Origin of the sequence: Flavobacterium sp. LC2016-13 (genome assembly GCF_009707955.1) — a bacterium.
Taxonomy (GTDB): Bacteria; Bacteroidota; Bacteroidia; order Flavobacteriales; family Flavobacteriaceae; genus Flavobacterium.
The window spans coordinates 46,198-65,604 of record NZ_WMDQ01000019.1 but is presented as its reverse complement, the minus strand read 5'-3'; the positions used below and the strand labels follow the sequence as shown (position 1 = coordinate 65,604).

The window sequence follows — 19,407 nt, the reverse complement described above, 5'->3', positions numbered from 1 at the left end:
GGGGTTGGGGTAACACTAGAAGTATTATTGCCTGGTGTAGGATCTGCTTCATTGGCAGCGATACTCGCACTGTTGGTATACGTTCCTGAGGCATTGACTGTGGCAATGATAGACAAGGTAGCATTCGCTCCATTGGCTAAAGCACCAATCGCCCAGATTCCCGTTCCACTTGTATAGGTTCCTGAAGCTGTGCTGGCACTTACAAAAGTATAGCCGGAAGGTAAAATATCTGTTACACTCACTCCTGTGGCGTTGCTTGGACCTGCATTAGTTGCTGTTAAAGTAAAAGTAACATTACTGCCAACATTAGGCGTAGCGCTACTTGCGGTTTTGGTTATACCGACATTAGACTGCGCAACCGGGGTTGGGGTAACACTAGAAGTATTATTGCCTGGTGTAGGATCTGCTTCATTGGCAGCGATACTCGCACTGTTGGTATACGTTCCTGAGGCATTGACTGTGGCAATGATAGACAAGGTAGCATTCGCTCCATTGGCTAAAGCACCAATCGCCCAGATTCCCGTTCCACTTGTATAGGTTCCTGAAGCTGTGCTGGCACTTACAAAAGTATAGCCGGAAGGTAAAATATCTGTTACACTCACTCCTGTGGCGTTGCTTGGACCTGCATTAGTTGCTGTTAAAGTAAAAGTAACATTACTGCCAACATTAGGCGTAGCGCTACTTGCGGTTTTGGTTATACCGACATTAGACTGCGCAACCGGGGTTGGGGTAACACTAGAAGTATTATTGCCTGGTGTAGGATCTGCAATATCAGGAGAATCAATAGAGGCACTATTTAAATAGGAACCTACAGCATTTACCGTAGCAGTAATTTGTAAAGTTGGAGAAGAGCCTATATTTAATAAACCAATGTCCCAAACTCCTGTAGTTGAATTGTAGGTCCCAACACTCGGAGTAGCCGACACTAAAGTATAGCCAGATGGCAACAAATCAGTAACTTTGGTGTTTGGTGCATTCCCGGGACCGGTATTGCCCGCTGTAAGTGTAAAGACAACATTACTTCCCACGTTTGGAGTTGGGTTATTTACAGTTTTAGAAATGGAGAGATCTGCAGAAATGATTCCTTCTATAATATTTAAAAAAACACCCGAATCCAACAATGCATCACCAGAATCAGCAATTACAATTTTAAAAGTATAAGTGCCACCAGGAGTTAAGCCCTTAATAGTTTTTTTTATCAATCTTGTTAAACCATTATGTTCCGTAAAAATCGGAAAAGGCCCCGGCTGAGGTGCAGTATTCTGGTTGTATTTACCTCCAGTAATAGTTGTAGTATGACCATTATTAATATACAAAGAAGATTGAGAACCATCGTATGCAGCTACAGGCGTTGCGGGTGAGCCGAATCCAGGAATACCAGCATTCACCTTATTTATTGATGTGGCATTACCATTTGGTAATGTTGCGAAATTCTGAACTCCAGAAATACCTGGACCAGAAACAAAAAAACCAAAAGCATCATCAAAATTAGACCCCACATAATCTGGATACTCCTCTGAACCAAATTGATAACTAAAAAGTAGCCCTGAAACATTTGGTGCTAAAGTTATTGTAAAAGAATACGATACTAAGTCACGGGTTGCAGTAGGATCAATTATAGATAAGTTGGGATCTGATACTGTAGTAGCTCCAGCTGGGTTAAAACTTTTTTGAATAGCTGTATTTCTATTTGCTAATTCGAAAGGCGCACTCCCTGTAGTAAAATACACACCACTCGCTATATCCAAACCAGCACCACCAACCCCATTCGAAAAGGTAGCAACTTGATTTGCACGTAAAGTTGCAGCAGCTGCAGCTCCCGACAATGTTCCACCAACGATAACTATTCCAGGCCCATTTAAAGCAGTATTTATCTGCAAATTTGAAGGATTTGTTACAATAGTAGCTTGAGCATATATTGAAGATGATATATTAAAAAGAAAAAAAACATTTATAAAAAAAGAAAAAGAATTAAACTTTAATAACTTATTCAAAATCAATAGTACTTTGCTAAATAGAAAATAGAAAATCGATAATAAACTTTTAATTACAGAATTAATGAGTGTAAAATTATTCATACTATAGAAATTTTAATTAAAAATTGGATATTAAATTAAAATACGAGAAAAAAATCCGACAAAAAAAAACTTAAAACAACATTATAAACTTACAAATAAAAAGTAAAATCTTGCTAATTTTTTAAAAAAAAAGAGTTTTTTTTTAATCATCCACTGACATCAATAACCACAAGGATTATTAAGTTGAAATTCTAAATAAATACTATATACTATATAATATTTAATGTTATGAAAAAAAATATTAAAACTTATAGTGAAAATTTAGCCACTTGTGCGAAATTATTTGCTTCATATTATTGGTTGCAAATAAATACTAAACTTTTACCTACAGAAACAATGAGATTAAACTTTTGGCATTTTGCAATTAAAAACTTTAAAATAATTTAATAAATAAGGTATACTATTTTTTAAAAAAGTTATTTGTACTGATCAATTTGAAATACTTTTATAATAAATATTCTGAACACATATCGATGAGTTAAATCTATTATCTAATACCAAAATTATCATCTATTTTTTTAGACGATTACACATTTTCGTTAGGTCATTAACAAGTTACGGCAAATCACCAAAAAATATCGACAAACGGTTTCTAGACTACTGACGTTGAACAAAAAATTAAAGAATATCGAACTTCATCTGCAAAGGAATTGAGCTTGAATTCAGATCGAATTACAGCAAATGAAATAATATTAAAATATAGATAAGCAAAATATCTTAAGCTTTCAAATATTGCATCTCAAAAAATTTTAAATTACATTTCATCAATACAAATCCGCTTTAAAACAACAAAAACTTCTTGCCACTTCTATCGTAATAAGTAATTTACAACTTAATTTAGTAGGGAAATCGTTTAAAATATTCTAAATTCACTATAGATTAATCTTAGATTAGATATTGTCGCAAAAATATTTTTGGGTTCAAAGATTTAAAAATATCCGAACTATCAGTAATCTCGAAATCAATACTTATATATTAACAAAATCTTAAAAATAATAATTTCAAAAAAACCAACAAAAAACTGCAAAACACTTTAAAATAATAGAAAGATTAATTAAACTTTTACTTTAAACTATTCAAAAAAACTTTTTTAGAATCATTTAAAAATTAAAATCTAAAATTCCCATATTAAGTCTTGCAAAAAGTTCATATCTTGCTAAGAAATAAGAAGAAAATTAAAAAAAGAAATAGTACTACCCGACAATATGAACTTTAGGTTACTTTTAGGAAATACAATAGACTTGTAATATAATTATAATATATTCTTAAACTATGAATTGCATTATTATTGATGACGAAGAAATGGCAAGATCCATAATAAAAAAAATGATTGAAAATACATCTCAATTAAACTTGTTAAAAGAATTCTCAAATGCTATTCATGCCATAAAGTATTTAAATGAAAATAATGTCGATTTAATTTTTCTAGACATCCACATGCCTGATTTTACAGGTTTTGATTTTATTAAAACAATTAAAAGTCCACCCAAAATTATACTGATAACTTCTGATAAAAATTTTGCTATCGAAGCTTTTGAATACGAGTGTATTGTAGATTATTTAGTAAAACCAATTACCGAAGATCGCTTTCAAAAAGCAATTCAAAAAGCGAATACTACAACAACAATTGCAAATAAAGGTGCAAACGAAGATAATGCAAACGAATTTTACATCAATATTGATCGCCGTCTGATCAAAATTGAATTTGCTTTGGTCAATATTATAGAAGCTAAAGGAGATTATATTCATATCAAAACAGAAAATAAAAACTATGTGGTTCACTCCACCCTTAAAAAAATAGAAGACAAATTACCTAAAGATTTGTTTTTGAAAGTGCATCGTTCCTTTATTATCAATACAAAAAAAATTATTGACATTGAAGACAATAGTGTCTTAATTGGCAAAGATGTCATTCCTGTAAGTCGCGCCAACAGACCTGATTTAATGAAACGACTCAATTTATTATAGCTTTTATAAAAGACAATGCAACTTCTTTATTATTAAGTTGAAAAAGTTGTTATTCCTCCTTTTTCTTGACTTTGAATACTGGTTTAGATGCCAACATCCATCTAAGACGCAAACCTACTTCTGTATATTGAAACCCTGCAGCAGTAGCAGACGCAATATTACTTTTAACACCATAAAAATTCGCCAAAAAACGATCTGAAAATTTATAGCCAAATTTAGCTTGCACCCGATAAGTCGATTGCTTCCTATCATTTTCAATATATTGAAATCCTGTTGCAGCACTTAGTGTGTAAAAAATAGTATTGTTTTGAGCCGATTTTTCATCTTTCAAAAAATCAATAAAAATCTCATAAGCATTAAATTTACTTGGACTAAAATAAATTGTTGGAACTTGTTTTTGAAAGGCAATAAATTGATAATTAAAGCCAGCTTTCAAAATTGGTTTTGATAAAAAGTTATAATATAATGAGGTAAATAATAAGTTTCGCTGGTTACTATCACTTTGCGTGCTATAAAAATATTGCGTAAACCATCCTAATTTGAAGTTTGTACCAATATTATAATTGAAATAAAAATTATCAGCAGTTATCTCTCGACTTACCAAATCCGCATTGAAGTTCTGAATATCTCGCTTATACCCCACTTCTAAATCCTGCAATTTTAAGGGCTTTATTTTGAAAAATGCATCTACTAATAATTGACTATAATTACTAACGAAAGATCGTGCATTACTTGAACCTACTAAAACATTAAAATTTATTTTGGGATGAAATTGCCACTTTGTACCTAACTTGAAGTCATTAGATATTGCGGAATTTTTAGTGACTGTATTTTCGGTTTTTCTGTATTGATACGTCCCTAAAAAGGACCATTTCGTCGATATTGGAAAATTCAAAACTGTATTAGTGGCGTAGGCTTCATTATTTCCATTATCAAATGAATAACTTAATATCTCCTCTACACTTGGTGCGAAATTTTCATTTAATTTTTTTAGAAATCCGACAGCATCTTTTTGGTTTTCAAATATTTTCAAGGTAGTATCTACTGCTTGATAAGCTTTTAATGGTTCCCCATCCGCAAAGTAAGCATTCGATATTCCTAAGTTTCCATCGAATGATTTTGCATCGTTGACCAATATATTTTGGTAGTCAGTAATGCTTTCTTTAAAATCACTGCGATACATTCCTAAAGTTGCAGAAAGCGCTAATACCCAATTTTCATTGGGATTGCTAATTTGGTATTCCTTAATTTTTGCTGCTGCTTCCTTGTACTTTTTATTCCAAATTAATGCCTGAACATAGCGCCCTTTTGTTTCATTTTGCAATTTTACGTCCTCAATAAGTTGGCTCTTTTTTAATGCTTTTTTGGCTATAGATAAAGCTTCGCTATCTCTTTCGGCTATATGCGCAACCAATGATAATCCGTTCAAAGAAAACAAACTATCCTTTTTAGTTACTGCTAATTCTTGATATGTCTTGGTTGCATTTTTTTTATCTTTAGTCATTAAATAAATATTAGCTTTATTCATTAGCGTTTCCTTGTCTTTCGGAAAATCCTCAAAATTTTCATCTAATACAGTAAGTGCAGTATTATAATCTTGTTGTTGTACCAATTGATTGGCGTATCCCATGCGTATGTATTTCTTAGAAACCAAGGCATTTGGATTTTTAACAGAAACTGCCAAAGCTTTATTTACATATACTAAAGACTCCTTATATTCTTTTAAATTAGACAAAGTATTTGCATATCCCAGTAAAGCCGGAAAACTTTCGGGATGCTTTGCTATCAGACCAAAGTAATAAGGTTTTGCCTCAGAAAAATTTTTATTCCATAACATGCATTCAGCATAATTCAGCTGGATTTCAAAATCATCTGGATACGTTTTTAGTAGTTCAGAAAAAATCACTGTAGCTTTTTCAGGACTTGAATTTAAACCAACAGCTCTCCCATAACATAGCTTTGCCGTTTTATTATCTGGATATGTCTTTAAAATTTTGCTGAAAAAATTTTCGGCTTGAGCAAATTCTCCTTTCTCTAAATTGGTAAAACCCTCTTGCATATCTTGCGCTTGGATTGATAATCCAAGGAGAAAGCAAAATACTAAGACTATTTCCTTTTTAATGTTCATTTTTTAACATCTAATTTGTAATTAACTGCAAGTTAAGCATAAACATTGATTATCCGTCTACAGTAAACTGCCGATCATCGAAAAAATAAAAAAAAATCTTATAAGCAACTTAGATTCGTATCAGAATTAAGAAACAAAAAAATAAATATTAATTATAAATAACAGATGAAATTTTCTGAGTATGTAATACTATCAAGAAAAGAAAGAATTTTAAGAGCTGTCTGAAAGATGACAAACTAAAATACTTTTTTATTTCATTTTTGTCACTGCAATTATCCTGTTTACACCAATATTATGCCACTATTGCAGTTACTTCCAGAATTACATTGCCGTTTATTGTTGGACTTTTGTATTTAAAATCAATTTTGAAATTGCCTGCAAATTCAAAAAAGACCTGCTAAGTACCAAAAACATGATCGCCTTTTTTGCCCCAAAAGCTATACGTTTTTTTTTAAAATTAAAATCAGTAAAGGCAATGTAATTCTAATGAAGTACTATATTAAAAATTAATTCTCTGGCAAACACAAAGACTTAATTCTTTTTATTTAAAAATTAAAATCAATAATTTATATACAAAAAAGAAGGTTTGTTTTTTCCTTCTGAATCGATGAATCCAAACTGTTTTTGTTTGTTTTTTATCCACGGCCATTTTCCAGCAACTTTATCTGGAATTTTCGGAAAATCATATAAAGTCCAGGACACAAATGAAAGTTGTTTATTTTTAAATATGGATTGCATTTTTTTATGATAATCGGCCTGATCTTCTTTTGAATTGCCAAACCAACTCCAAAGTCCGCGATTCGATGAAAGCCCAAATTCTTCCATTACCAAAGGCTTCTTGGTTGTTTTTTCTAAAACAGCAAGTTTGTCTTCAAAAAGCGAAATATCTTCATAATAATGATACGAAACAAAATCTACTTTATCTTTTAGTATCTCTCCCGATGCAATATTAGAATATCCAATAGTGACCAAATGATTAGGATCGAATTTTTTGACTGTTGTAATCATTTGTTCCAACCACGGCTTTACATTTTGTTCCCCGCGCGATTCAAAATCTAAATCAGGTTCGTTTTTAATATCCCAAGCAATAATACTTTCGCAGTGCTTAAAAGTAGCCACGATTTTCTCTGCATGACGATGCGTTAAAGTCCAGCTTTCTGGAACATAATCTCCATAAAAATCGAACAATGTGACGATTACAGCTAGTTTTTTTTCTTCTGCCAAGTCTAAAACTATTTTTAGCTTATCTAATTTATCTTGCAGAATCTCTGCTTTACCAAATTCTTCATAAGGAACAAAAATCCTAATCGTATTGAGTTTTGCTTTAGTAATAATTTCAAAATCACCGGCTATCGTATCTCTATTAAATTTATTTCCAAACATATCCCAAGGAGAATTTTTAGGATAATAATTAATACCTTTTATGATATAGGGAACACCATTTTTTAAAATTTCATTTTCTTTTACCGTGTATATTTTTTTATTCAATTCTACAGCAACCAAACTCTTTTCTTTTTGCATCCGAACATAGTGTCGAATACGCCAAAAACCATCCTCTAGCAACATTAAAACCTTATAATTTGCAGTATCCTGAACAGAAGTTATAAGCTTGTTATCTTGATAAATATTTTGAAATTCAACTACATTTTTATCGGTAAAAACGACTTGTTGCCCGTCTTCGCTATAAAAATCTAAGGACGCATGATGTTCTATTGTTGTACTCTGGATCGAAATTTTTTTGACCTTATTATAGGCTATAATTTGCTGTAATTGCTTTCTCGGACTTTCTGTAAAATAATCGTCAATTCCATCATTAACATTGTTTTTGAGAGCATTATTTTTTATTACATAAGAAAACAAATAATGTTTCTCAATTTTCTGGATGGTTTGATTTTCCATCCGTCTACCTTGATTTTTTGAGGTTTCCCACGTTACTTTTGGTAAATATGTATTTGAGGTCACTTTTTCTAAATGCAGCATCGAACTTCTATCTGCTCCCGAATTTAAGTAGCCCAAAATTTCACTAATTGCAAATAATACCAAAATATTAATTGCAATAAATGAAACTATTAAAATTGCCCGATAATTATTTTTATTGTTAATTACTATCATAATTTTTTTCTTCTACTTTTTGAATACTTCCTAAGGTTGAAATTTCAAATGAATATTTTTTTTCTTTATAATATTCAGATGAAATAGTAAAAACAGTATTGCCCTTTACGCTATCTTCTTGCAAAGTTGCTACGAGTTGATTATGATGATACACTTTCAGAGTCACTTTAATTCCGTCAGGAACTAACTGATTCATAAAACTACGCAAGGGACCAACTATTATAGCGCGATTATCTTTTGAAAATTCAAATTCAATTTTCGGATTTATCGGTTTGTAGTTGATTGCTATAGAATTACTTTCTGCTATTCCCGCTACATACGCTTTTGCAGTATAAACATCTTGGTGATCAGGATGTAAAATCTGAGCGGTTGCAACTCCGTTTATTGTTGTTCCAAATGATTTCAAAATCATATTATTAGCAGTAGTAATCACAAAGAAAACCATAGTTCCGTCGCTTACAACATTACCAAACTTGTCTTTAATAACAGTCGTTTTTAAGGTCGTAATTTGATTTCCATCGGCAAATTGATGATTTCTGGCAAATGAAATTATGAAATTTGTAGCGATTCCAGGAAAAATTACAGCGTCAAATTCTTTAGTAATTGTAGCATTGCATTGGGCAGAAACCAAAACTATTCCAGATTTTGTAGGGGCATTAACTATTTTCCAAGCAATAAGATCTTTCGTTTTTACCGTTTGAGCCGTAATAGCATTTAAAAACTGACTTCTAAAAATTACGGGAGTATTTTCAGGTTTCGGATTATCAAAGCCATCTGTCGGAATGGTAACGTACATTACAAAATGATCATCTCCTACCAACGTACTTGGTGGGCCTAAATAATTTTCGATATCCGTTTTAGTGTCGTTGTTGGGCAAAATTTCAAAGTTTCCCTGTAGTTTATTTTCTCCGTTTACAACCAAAAACCAATCAATTCGACCCGATTTTTTAGCATAAACTTTAGGAAGGATAAAAGTTAATTTATCATTTTTTATGGTACCCTCCAAAAGTGTTTTTCCTAAAGAATGAATTAAAAATAACTTCGTTTGATTTGACGAATTTACCGTAAAATCTAAAGCTATTTTGGCACCTGCTATAAAAGTCTTTTGTTGGGTAATTAGTACAATAGCGCCCGTTTGTTTTTTAGGCAATAAAGTAACTGATACCAATAATATAGTAAACAAACAAAAACAAAATATATAGATTTTATTCTTCATTATCTAGGATTTCCAATGTAATTATTAATTTCAATTTTAATAAACGAATACCCTTTATGTCCTTTAACCCTTTGCATTTGTGCACTTTCTTGTTTACTGTTTCGTACCGGAATTACCGCACGAGCAAGAGCTTCTGATTTTAAACCATTTACAAAACAATTTTCTGTTGAAGATTTTATAATCACAGGATTCAAATCTGTAGGCAAATTATAGGTAAAATATTGCTTACGCTGAATGCGAACGCCCTCTTTTATAAACTGGTGATCAACATAAACCAATTCTTTTTTATCATTGTAATACGAAATTAAGAGCTCTGGAATGGTTACTTCTTGAATTCCATAATTGAATAAAGTACCTTTGATCTGGTTGTTATCTATCACTAAATCTGAAATAGCAACCGAATTATACAAGTCGGTGGTCGCTACATTTCCTGCACTTTGAATATCAAATGTGGTGGGAATATTTTTCAATTCTTTTATTGTAAATTCATCGGGGTTAAAAGTTGTCGGCTTTACATCAGTTGGCTTTAACCACGCAATATCTTCAAAATTCACCTTAAAACTCGTGACTTCTTTTGGCATCAACTTATGTTTAATAGTATACTTCGCGTTGAATACGGCAATCGATTTATCATTTCTGTCATATAAAGTAGCTTTCAAGACCACATCTGCAGGGACATTATCTATATTTTGAACTTCACCAATCACAATATATTGACTCTCAATTTTTACCAAACTTGCCGATATAATCTCTAAATCTGGTTGGCGCAGTACATCTTCATGATAGGTCTGCTGGGTAGTTATCTTTCGTCTACCTTGCTTGTAATACGAATTAATATTCTCTGAAATAAATTCGTCCGGAGGAATATCGGTGTCTTTTTTATCTGGAATAATAAACCATTTCCCTTTTATTTTCTGAACGTTATGTGTGTACTTTTTTTCAATTAATTCTAATGGTGTAACCCATTTGGTGGTTGCAATGATTGTGGCTTTATCTTTACTTTGCTGAACAATTTTAGTTTCGATAGCGTCTAGCTTCGCGTAAGAATTAAGAATGCCATCAGAAACAGAAATTTCCAGCATAAATTGCGCGACCGAGTATTCTTTATCAGGAACAATATATGAGTGCGCTTTATCAAAAAACTTAAAATCTAGAGCATCATAATATGCTTTTACAACATTTTCAGGACTAATCTGAGTAGCATTTTTGATGTAAATGAGATATACTCCAAAGCTTATAATTAGCAGTAAAATTCCTGTCCAAATGTGTAGAAATTTTATCATCGCTCTTGGGAAATTAGCATAAACAATTCCATACTTATTGAAAGAAGCTTTCTCTAAAGGCTTTATTTTTAAGGCCTGCAACCAAATAATCTGAACATTAAGTATAAAAGCCAGAAGAATGGTCAACAGCGGAATAATTCCCCACATTAATTTCAAATAGATCGGTACTTCATCTTTTGGGAGAATTTTAGACAAGGGCTGCACATTTAGTTTTTCCCACACCATTATACCATTTTCTAATTGTGATAATCGATGCCAACCGCAGAAATAGAGAATTGGATCGTAGAATTTATCGTTAGAAAAAACATATTTCAAATTGTATTTTTCAGGAACCGTTAGAAATTGCTGCAAGGAACCAATACCTTCAAGTCCTCGAAATTTGGAGTTTTCCAGCCTTTCTACCGCACGAGAAGTCAATTCTGGTAATCTTCTTGCCGAATGGTAATTTCCATCAACCGTCATTGCCTTTGTTTGTGTCGATAAGTAGGCCATCTGATCACCGAAACCTAATGGTAGAAACCTCCAATGATCATGCTGATCCTGATTTAAGAAATTGACAATTGGTAAAAAGTTAATTTTTTGCGGTTGCAAGGGTCTAAAATACCCTAACGTCATAGTAAAAACTGCAAAAAACAAAAAGCAACCAGCAAATAATCCGCCTACGATCCTCCTATAAACACTACCAAATTTCACTTGCAAAGCGGTTCTTAAGTCACCTTCAACTAATCGGTACACAAATTCACCAAAAATGGGTAAACTCATTATAGAAGCCCAAAGTGTAAAGCGATCCAAGGTTAGGATATTAAAAGCATTTTTTCCTAAAATTGAGAAGGGAATTGGAGTTGTGCCACCTGTCCCTAAAACAGTTAGCAAGGTTAAAGATAATCCGAAAAAAATATACCTTTTGCTGTAATATCTATAAAATATATAAGGCAATATAAAAAGTAATATTCCCCAAGGTATTAAGAAGAACATCAACCCTGAAGAGGTTACTTCTATAAAATTATCGCGACTCCCATGAGGAATAGGAACCTGAGTAATGGGATTGGCTTTAGAATTAATCCAATAAGGCAGTATGCAAAATACTAGCAGAAAAACGACGCTAGCACAGAAAAGAATAATCCGTTTTAATAATGATAGAAATGTTTTGTAGAATATTTTGAATGTGATTTCCTTGAATGAATTAACCTTATCGCGAGCGCTATCCATTACTATCATACCAATTAAAGGCGAAACAAAAAACACCATTCCAAATAAAGGTGTAACATGATGCGAACAAACAGTTACGGCCATCAAAGACAAAGATGTGAAGTAATATTTCTTTTTTCCTGTTTTGATAAAAAGATAAATCTCTGGAAGTGCATGCATTAAAACAGAAATTCCAATAATACTCGGGAGCTGTCCAAAAATATGCAATGTTTCTACAAAAGAAGAAGAAATAACCGCCAGGATAGCAGAATAGCCTGCTACGGTTCGATTTCCAGTTATTAAAAGTGAAAATCTAAAAGCTCCTGTAATGAATAAAATAATTCCAACAATGGCCACAGTAAACATACCAAATTTCAAACCCCCAATTAAAGAAAGTAACCCAATGGTTTGGTGCACTAATGGAGGATAACTCATCACATTAAAACCCGTATACCAACTATAGTTCCACGGTTCAAACCAACTGTGGGCATAATGATTTCCGAAAAACATGTGAATTAAAGCATCGTAAGTACTTTCTAAGGTAAAAAAAATAGCGCTGCCATGGAAAGTCAATCCAAAAAGTAAGGCTACTATCAAATATTTATTAGAAGTCTCTTTCAACCGCTATTATTTTAGATTATTGTTTTTGTAAATATAGCGATATCGTTTTATAGACGAAAACAATATAACTGTACAAAATGTCCTTTCATCGAAAGAAACAGTACCAAACATCTAAAATATCAAAAAAAAGTCATACAAGAGCACTAATTTTACATCAGAATAATATTCTAAAAATAATTATTACCAGAATGATGTAATGATACTATTCGTAGTGATGTAATTTTCTAAAAAAACATTGTGTGTTTAAATATTTTGTCAAGTCGCTGGTTAAAATTACTGTTTAATTTCAAAAATTACAATTCATAATAAATATGTTGGTTTAGTTAATTGTTGCCGAAAAGGAATTTATCTGATAAATTCCTTTTTATTTTTGTTAAAGTTTTCTTATTTTTCTTATATTTGTTTATAAGAATAAGCTTTTTAAAATTTCATCATACTATTTTTTTAATACTACACACTTGAATTGAATATTAAAAATACTTATAAAAAGATCACTGCGGAAAATTTTTTTATGCTTACAATTTTATTTGTAAATGCAGGAAATTATTTGTACAATTTGCTATTAGGAAGAATACTTGGTCCTTCTCAGTTTGCTGACGCTGCGATTTTAATAACTTTACTTTTAGTATTGTCTTTTGTTGGAATGACATTTCAGGTTACTACTGCTAAATATGCAGTTTTGCTGGAAGGAAATCAATTGCATATTTTTTTTAAATTTATTTTTAAGTATGCACTGCTTTTCGGTGCAATACTGGGATTTACAGTTGTGGTTTTCGGTCATCAATTGCAAGAAATTTTTAAAACCAAAACGTCACTAATGTTCGTTTTGTTTGGTTTTGGACTTCCAATGTATTTTATAATGAGCATTAATAGGGGTTTATATCAGGGAAAAAATGATCTGAGAAATTTGTCAAAAACCTACTATTTTGAAATGTTATGTCGTTTGATTTTGACGCTTTTGTTACTATGTCTTTTACCTCAAATTCAATCTTCTATTATCATCGCACTAGGAATTTTAATTTCTTTTGCCTTTGGTTTGATTCCTTTTCAAAAAATAATTAACACCAAAAACAACCAAACACCAAGTGACAATTTAGATACAAAATCCATTATTACATTTTTCGCTCTAACAGCCTTCTATGAATTAACGCAAATCATCATTAACAATAGTGATATTATGTTGGTTAAACATTATTTTGATAATGAAAAAGCGGGCTTATATGCTTCTTTAGCATTAATAGGTCGGGTAGTATATTTTGTCGCTTGGATGTTTGTAATGCTTCTTTTGCCTAAAGTAATACAGTTAAAAAAACAAGGAGCAGATACACTTCCAATTCTATTAAAATATGTTTTATATATTGTTTTCTTGTCTACAATAATTGTTTTAAGTGCACTCTTATTTCCCGAAATAGTAGTGCGATTAATGTTTGGCGAGAAATACCTGCCCATTGCTTTCTTATTGTGGAAATATGCATTGGCAACTTCAATTTTTGCTATCGCAAATATTTTTGCTTACTATTTTCTTTCTATAAATAAATATATACCTGTCATAATATCAGCCTTTCTGGGACTTGCACAAATAATTCTAATAGTCCTCTATCATAATTCACTCGAACAGGTTGTTGTTATGCAAATCATCGCAATGGTGCTATTATTATTATTTCAATTGTTTTTTTTCTTTTTTAATAACAATAAAAAGTAACATTTTAAATATGAAAGTAGCTGTAGTCACTGCATTTCCGCCAAGTAAAGTTACACTGAATGAATATGGTTATCATTTGGTAAAAAACTTTGTTCAAAACTCAGAAGTATCCGAATTAATTTTATTATCCGATAAAACATCTGAAGCTAAACAATTAGACTTTGACCAAAAAGAAAAGGTAAAAGTAAAAGAATGTTGGAGATTTAACAGTTACATCACTATTTTTTCTGTTCTTAATGCAGTTCGAGAAGAACAACCAGATGTGATTTTGTTTAATCTTCAGTTTGTAAAATTTGGAGACAAAAAAATACCTTCTGCCTTAGGATTATTGTTACCCATGATTTTGAGATTTTTTGGATACAAAACAGTGGTTTTATTACACAATATCTTAGAACAAGTTGATCTAGAAAAAGCAGGATTCACACAGAGTAAATTCATGCAGAAGATCTATAATTTTATTGGAACTAACATTACCAGATGCATTTTGAAAGCCAATAAAGTTGCTGTAACTATTCATAAATATGTAGATGTTTTAAATGCTAAATACCATACCCAAAATGTAATGCTAATCCCTCATGGGACATTCGAATCAGTCAAAAATCCTAATTTTGAAATTAAATCTGGCCCTAAACAAATTATGGCTTTTGGGAAATTTGGAACCTACAAAAAAGTGGAAATTTTAATTGATGCAGTCGAAATTGTTAGAAAAACAAATCCAGAAAAATTAGAAGTTGTAATTGCTGGAACAGATAGTCCAAACACACCTGGATATTTAGATGCAGTACAAGAAAAATACAAAAACGTTGAGGGAATTATTTTTACCGGATATGTTGAAGAAAATGATGTAGAACGAATTTTTACTGATAGTACAATTGTCGTATTTCCTTATACATCTACGACTGGCAGTTCTGGAGTTTTGCATCAAGCAGGAAGCTACGGCAAAGCAGTTATCATGCCTGATTTGGGCGATTTGGCCTTGCTAATTAAAGATGAAGGGTATAAAGGAGAATTTTTTAATCCGGAAAGTGCCGATTCTTTAGCTATAGCGATTGACAAAATTATTTCAAACGATACCTATCGAAAAGAATTAGCAATTGCTAATTTTCAGGCCGCAAGCGACCTATCAATGGACAAAATTATAATGATGTATATAGAATGTTTTAAATCAATACAATAAACTTAAATGTAATATTATGAAAATACTAATAGTAGATGATCAGCAATTGGTTCTGTTGTCTTTAGAAAAATTGTTAAGTGGTTTAGGATATGAAGTTATAAGTGCAGACAATATAATGGATGCTATTGCTAGATATGACAGTGAAAAACCAAATTTAGTTATTGTTGACATTAATATGTCAAATCTTTCTAATACAGAATCTATAAATGAGCATGCGTCTGGTCTGGAAGTAGTCAAGCATATTAAACAAATCAAAAAAGACAATACACCTGTAATGGTTTTATCTGGTAATACTGATGAAGAAGTCATTATAAAAGGTTTTGATTTGGGAATTGATGATTACATGAAAAAACCTTTGAGCTTAAGCGAAATTGGCGCAAGAGTAAAAAGATTAATAGGCTCTACTATCGAAAAAAGTGTTACGGAAAAACCCAATTCGAAAGAGCAATATATCCAAAACAAGTGTATTGGAGTTGTTATTCCGTGTTATAACGAGGAAACTCGTTTGTCTAGTGATGAATTTAAGTCTTTTGTACATAAAAATTTAGGATACCATTTGTGTTTTGTAAACGATGGAAGTAAAGACAATACACTAGCTGTATTGCATGAATTAACAAAAGGAAAAGAAGAATATATTAGCGTGTATGATTGTGAAAAAAATGGTGGAAAAGCAGAAGCTGTCCGTCTGGGAATGTTACACTTGGCCAAGCAAAATCAATTTGATTACATCGGTTTTTTAGACGCCGATTTATCTACCAATTTCGATGATTTTCAAGATTTGGCAGATACAATTTATAACTCTAAATACAAATTGGTTTTTGGCTCCAGAATTTCAAGAATGGGAGCTGATATTACCAAACAATCAGCAAGAGCTATCATTAGCAAAACCATAAATTATATCATCAGAAAAATTCTTGGAATGGAAATTAACGATACACAATGTGGCGCCAAAATAATGACAAAAGAAATTATAGAAAAAACCTTTAATGAAAAATTCATAACAAAATGGGTTTTTGATGTAGAGATTTTTATGCGAATGAAAAAAATATATGGCTCTACAAAGACTCAAGAGTTAATTTTAGAAAAACCCTTAAACAGATGGATTCACATGGATGGTTCGAAATTGTCATTTAAAGATTCCATAAAAATTATTGGCCAAATTAGCCAAATCGCAATTCATTACAGGTAAAAAACTACAACCAATAAAGTATAGAGCAAGTTAAAACCATAACTTGCTTTTCGCTTTTTTATTAAATAAATACTTTTATGACAAACGGTTAAAGATTATTTTGACTCTATTTGTTTTTTAATATCTCTGACATATAATAGGAGAATGTAAAGTATGATAATATATGTTTTAACTACCAATAATAATAATAATAATAATAATAATAATAATAATAATAATAATAATAATAATAATAATAATAATAATACCATTCGTAAACTAAGCTTTTTACAAATCGTTTACAAAATTTTGCATTAACTGTAAAATACTTTCAAATTTGTCTTCAGACTCAAGTGTGCCATTTAATAAGTGATTTTCGTATTCATGAGTAATATCATAGCTTTTTTCAAGGTCAAAAATAGATATTTTATGCTTTAATTTATGAACACACTCTGCAGCCAGCTTATAATGCTGCTCTTGCATAAATTTATGATAGGAATCTATTTCAAGAGGGAGTTCTTTTTTAATAATTGCAATCATTTTTTGCTTAAATGCATCGTCTTCTCCGCAGAGTTGGTCAATATAATTTAAATTAGGCTGTTCCATAGTTTTTAGGTAAGGTAAAATAAAATGTTGTTCCAATGTTTTCTTTACTTTCAAGCCAGATTGAACCTTTATAATACTCAATAATTTTGTTAACTATAGAAAGCCCTACTCCTGAATTTTGATTGTTGCTTTCTAATTTTGTGAATATTTTAAAAATTTTGTCGTGGTATTTTTCAGCGATTCCGATGCCATTATCTTTGATGTAAAATTCAAAATCTTGCTCTTTTTCTCTACAACCAATTTCAATTTGGCCTTGAGACTTATCATTATAATGGATGCTATTTTCAATTAAATTTTGCATTAATTGTTTGAATCGCCATGTATTTCCTTTTATTTTTGGTAAATCATTGATTATCGAAATTTCAATATTTTTCGGAATATGAATATCTCTCTTTATTTCGTCAATTACCTCATTAAGATCAATTAATCTTTCTTCAGATTCTAACTTGTCTACAGTAGAATAATCTAAAATTCCTTTGATGAGCAAATCCATTTTTTCGACATTAAAAAGTACCTGATTAAGAGAGTTTAAGCAACTTTCACCCATTTCTTTATTATCCTCAATGACCCAATTAATAAGGGTGTCTATATTTCTGAGTGGTGCTTTTAAATCATGAGAAACAACATGAGCATATTCGTTAAGTTCTTTATTATGATTTTCTAAACTCTTTAGTAATTCTTCTCTTTGCTTATTCATAGTCACAATTTCTATAGATTGTTTTTTTAAGAAATCGGATTGATTAAAATCTTTTTCATTACCTAATTTTTCAGCATCCAAATTCATAGAATTCAATATTTCTGTCAAATTTGAATTTATTTCTTTTAAACTATTGGCTTCATCGCGTAGTTTTTTATTGGCTTGGAAAAGTTCATCAGAACTAATTTTCATCGCTCGCTGCAACATGTTCATCTGATCTTCGTGATTATCATAAGATTCATTGACTGCGTGCAAAAAATGCTTTAAATCTTTTAAGTGCTCAGGGTTTATAAATTTAGCAATTTGCCTTTTTAAAAGAGTATTCATTATTCGCTGATTAGGGTTAAAGTCATGGTTTGATTATGTAATTCACAAAAAGTATTCTCGCTAAATGGAGCCATTTCGCCATACGAGTAAAACCCGGTAATTGCTACTTCATTTCCTATTATTTCTTGCACTTGCTCTATTTCCTCTTCAACCCGTTGATTCATAACTAATTTTCTTCCTACGCAACTCACTAGTAAAGCAAGTTGTGGGTGATTTATTCTATTTTGCATTGCTAACATTGCCGCTTGTGAAGCTCCCTCGGCAATAGCATCTACAGAAGCCATCATGAGCTGTACTTTGGCATTTTCAGGCACTTCTCCAGCTAAAATCATCGACTGATCTTCGTTATTGATATTTAAAATGGTACGAACTACAGCTTGTGATTTACCTTCGGGCGTAACATTTAAAGGATATAACAAAGAAGCTTGCGGCAACTCATTAGCTTTGTCTCCTAAGTATTTTTTATACAAATCTAAAGCAGGTTGTCCATCGATTTCATACAATATATTGGCTTCTGATCTGGTAATAATTCTTTCGGGACCAAATGAGCTCCATCCTCCAAAACTTGAAAACGAAATTTCTAAAGTTTCTCCATAAAACCCAATTAAAACGACTTCTCCTTCTTTTGGATTTTCTTTATAAGAAGCCAATGTTTTCTCAAATTTTGCATCGTCTCCACACATTCCTCCTGAGATAGGCACTTTATTTTGAATGCCATTCTCAAGACCCTCAATAAGTGAGCTTCCGTTTACGAAACTACCTTCTGAAAGTACAAATAAATGCTTTAAGTTTTCTTTGGGTATTTGTTGGTAAAGAGATTCCCCTAAAGCATTTGCATCTTTATTATGATTAAAAATATTATCGGTTTTAATTGCAAACGTACTTTTTTCAAATTCTATAGCACTAACAACAATAGAATCATCAAAGACATTTGCATCTAAAATTTCACCCGCTGTAGAGCCAAAAACCAGATGTTCATAAGGAAACTCCTTTCTAATAGCATCAATGACTTCTGGAAGCTCTAATTGCATCCTATTGGCAAAAACAAGTACCAGCGGATTTTTTAATTCTTCCTTATTTGTTAGGTACTGCCAATTTTCATTCTTTTTTTTATAAGCTTGAATTATTTTCATAGT

The 19,407-nt window shown here is 31.4% G+C and carries 12 protein-coding genes; 4 read left to right on the top strand and 8 right to left on the bottom strand.

Annotation, left to right across the window (positions count from 1 at the left end):
• Positions 1–1,880 (bottom strand): DUF11 domain-containing protein (locus tag GKZ86_RS23865; protein WP_230328258.1); only part of this gene is annotated, 1,880 nt, incomplete at its 3' end.
• A gap of 1,470 nt (positions 1,881–3,350) precedes the next feature.
• Between GKZ86_RS23865 and GKZ86_RS23860 the strand changes: the two genes are divergently transcribed.
• A complete protein-coding gene (locus GKZ86_RS23860) occupies positions 3,351–4,046 on the top strand; it encodes a LytTR family DNA-binding domain-containing protein (protein WP_154785534.1) in 696 nt (231 codons plus the stop codon).
• A gap of 49 nt (positions 4,047–4,095) precedes the next feature.
• Here GKZ86_RS23860 and GKZ86_RS23855 read toward each other — a convergent pair whose 3' ends face one another.
• From GKZ86_RS23855 to GKZ86_RS23840, 4 genes are all read right to left on the bottom strand, one after another.
• Complete coding sequence (locus tag GKZ86_RS23855; protein WP_154785533.1) at positions 4,096–6,174, bottom strand: hypothetical protein; 2,079 nt, start codon at positions 6,172–6,174, stop codon at positions 4,096–4,098.
• Between the two features lie 558 nt (positions 6,175–6,732).
• Complete coding sequence (locus GKZ86_RS23850) at positions 6,733–8,286, bottom strand: cellulase family glycosylhydrolase (protein WP_154785532.1); 1,554 nt, start codon at positions 8,284–8,286, stop codon at positions 6,733–6,735.
• Complete coding sequence (locus tag GKZ86_RS23845; protein WP_154785531.1) at positions 8,273–9,502, bottom strand: hypothetical protein; 1,230 nt, start codon at positions 9,500–9,502, stop codon at positions 8,273–8,275. Before GKZ86_RS23845 ends, GKZ86_RS23850 begins: the two co-directional genes overlap by 14 nt.
• Entirely contained in the window at positions 9,502–12,594 is a 3,093-nt protein-coding gene (locus GKZ86_RS23840) for a hypothetical protein (protein WP_154785530.1), read from the bottom strand. Before GKZ86_RS23840 ends, GKZ86_RS23845 begins: the two co-directional genes overlap by 1 nt.
• A 463-nt stretch (positions 12,595–13,057) precedes the next feature.
• Between GKZ86_RS23840 and GKZ86_RS23835 the strand changes: the two genes are divergently transcribed.
• From GKZ86_RS23835 to GKZ86_RS23825, 3 genes are read left to right on the top strand one after another with little or no spacing between them, the layout of a single operon-like run.
• Complete coding sequence (locus GKZ86_RS23835) at positions 13,058–14,296, top strand: sugar isomerase (RefSeq protein WP_317173650.1); 1,239 nt, start codon at positions 13,058–13,060, stop codon at positions 14,294–14,296.
• 10 nt (positions 14,297–14,306) lie between these two features.
• On the top strand, positions 14,307–15,473 hold the full coding sequence (locus GKZ86_RS23830) for a glycosyltransferase (RefSeq protein WP_154785529.1): 1,167 nt from the start codon (positions 14,307–14,309) through the stop codon (positions 15,471–15,473).
• A 16-nt stretch (positions 15,474–15,489) separates the two neighbouring features.
• Positions 15,490–16,662, top strand: coding sequence for a response regulator (locus GKZ86_RS23825; protein ID WP_154785528.1), 1,173 nt, complete (start codon positions 15,490–15,492; stop codon positions 16,660–16,662).
• Positions 16,663–16,929: 267 nt separating this feature from the next.
• Here GKZ86_RS23825 and GKZ86_RS23815 read toward each other — a convergent pair whose 3' ends face one another.
• Genes GKZ86_RS23815 through GKZ86_RS23805 form a run of 3 tightly spaced genes read right to left on the bottom strand, consistent with a single transcriptional unit; the run spans position 16,930 to position 19,404 of the window.
• Positions 16,930–17,247 carry a histidine kinase gene (locus GKZ86_RS23815; RefSeq protein WP_089479752.1) on the bottom strand — a complete coding sequence of 106 codons (318 nt, stop codon included), beginning with the start codon at positions 17,245–17,247 and terminating at the stop codon, positions 16,930–16,932.
• Entirely contained in the window at positions 17,234–18,271 is a 1,038-nt protein-coding gene (locus GKZ86_RS23810) for an ATP-binding protein (RefSeq protein WP_089479751.1), read from the bottom strand. Before GKZ86_RS23810 ends, GKZ86_RS23815 begins: the two co-directional genes overlap by 14 nt.
• Positions 18,271–19,404: an FIST signal transduction protein gene (locus GKZ86_RS23805; protein WP_089479750.1), complete on the bottom strand. Its 1,134-nt coding sequence runs from the start codon at positions 19,402–19,404 to the stop codon at positions 18,271–18,273. Before GKZ86_RS23805 ends, GKZ86_RS23810 begins: the two co-directional genes overlap by 1 nt.
• Positions 19,405–19,407: the final 3 nt, after the last annotated feature.

Bases quoted from the DNA above. Each gene is read 5' to 3' on its own strand.
- GKZ86_RS23860 (WP_154785534.1), top strand. From the start codon at position 3,351: ATGAATTGCATTATTATTGATGACGAAGAAATGGCAAGATCCATAATA.
- GKZ86_RS23855 (WP_154785533.1), bottom strand. From the start codon at position 6,174: ATGAACATTAAAAAGGAAATAGTCTTAGTATTTTGCTTTCTCCTTGGA.
- GKZ86_RS23850 (WP_154785532.1), bottom strand. From the start codon at position 8,286: ATGATAGTAATTAACAATAAAAATAATTATCGGGCAATTTTAATAGTT.
- GKZ86_RS23845 (WP_154785531.1), bottom strand. From the start codon at position 9,502: ATGAAGAATAAAATCTATATATTTTGTTTTTGTTTGTTTACTATATTA.
- GKZ86_RS23830 (WP_154785529.1), top strand. From the start codon at position 14,307: ATGAAAGTAGCTGTAGTCACTGCATTTCCGCCAAGTAAAGTTACACTG.
- GKZ86_RS23825 (WP_154785528.1), top strand. From the start codon at position 15,490: ATGAAAATACTAATAGTAGATGATCAGCAATTGGTTCTGTTGTCTTTA.
- GKZ86_RS23815 (WP_089479752.1), bottom strand. From the start codon at position 17,247: ATGGAACAGCCTAATTTAAATTATATTGACCAACTCTGCGGAGAAGAC.
- GKZ86_RS23810 (WP_089479751.1), bottom strand. From the start codon at position 18,271: ATGAATACTCTTTTAAAAAGGCAAATTGCTAAATTTATAAACCCTGAG.
- GKZ86_RS23805 (WP_089479750.1), bottom strand. From the start codon at position 19,404: ATGAAAATAATTCAAGCTTATAAAAAAAAGAATGAAAATTGGCAGTAC.